Origin of the sequence: Photorhabdus bodei (assembly GCF_003287735.1) — a bacterium.
Classification (GTDB): Bacteria; Pseudomonadota; Gammaproteobacteria; order Enterobacterales; family Enterobacteriaceae; genus Photorhabdus; species Photorhabdus kayaii.
Genome location: NZ_NSCM01000148.1, coordinates 1 through 664, shown reverse-complemented (window position 1 = coordinate 664; position 664 = coordinate 1). Strand labels below are relative to the sequence as shown.

The 664-nt window shown below is 48.6% G+C and carries 1 protein-coding gene and 2 pseudogenes; all 3 read left to right on the top strand.

All coding sequences use genetic code 11. From position 1 onward, the window contains the following. Positions 1–258, top strand: a pseudogene (locus CKY02_RS23190) (hypothetical protein); the annotation flags it as partial. A 2-nt stretch (positions 259–260) separates the two neighbouring features. Further along, positions 261–515, top strand: a complete 255-nt coding sequence (locus CKY02_RS23185) for a hypothetical protein (protein ID WP_240002135.1) — start codon at positions 261–263, stop codon at positions 513–515. Further along, positions 505–664: pseudogene (locus CKY02_RS23180) on the top strand (type VI immunity family protein); the annotation flags it as partial. The gene CKY02_RS23185 and the pseudogene CKY02_RS23180, both read left to right, overlap by 11 nt.

Genomic DNA, 664 nt, shown 5'->3' with positions numbered 1-664 from the left:
CTCTGGGATAAAACCACGCAGATAGGCCATGACCAGCAAACAGAAGTGGCTCATACCCGCTATACCATTACCACCGCTGGCGGTCAGACCCTTTCCGGTAAAACCGATGGGCTGGGCAGAACGATGACTGTACGGAGTGAGGCCGAAGAAAATCTACAACTGCGTTCACCGGAAGCCCCACCGAAACCAAAGAAAACCTTATATCAGGCCAGTGATAACACGCCGGTAGAGCATGTGATGGAATTTACGGAGAAATAAATATGGCAATATCCAACAATGGCAAGATGTGCCCGGCCGTGACCTCAATTAACTGCACGATGGAAATAGGGGTCTTTCCCGCCGATGAAGATCCCTGTTATCTGGCGAGAAAAGCCGAATACGCCCAGCGGCTGCCGGCAATGATTATCACCAAACTGGGGGCTATTCGCTTTCTTAATCAAGTCATTATGAGTGGATTGATTAAGGTTGAGGAGCTTAAGCATGACTTCCTGTGGCCCTATAAAATTGCAGATTAATTCTGCGGTTCATACAGCCAAATTGCAGTATGGGCATTCCATCCGTGGTATTAACTGGATCACCTTACTTTCCAAGCGATTTGTAAACCGACTGGGTGGGGAATATTGGATACGTCAGGTGCTGCGTCCCTACCGGGATGTGGTGATTA

Excerpts from the sequence above, each read along its gene's own strand:
- CKY02_RS23185 (WP_240002135.1), top strand. The coding sequence starts at position 261 with ATGGCAATATCCAACAATGGCAAGATGTGCCCGGCCGTGACCTCAATT.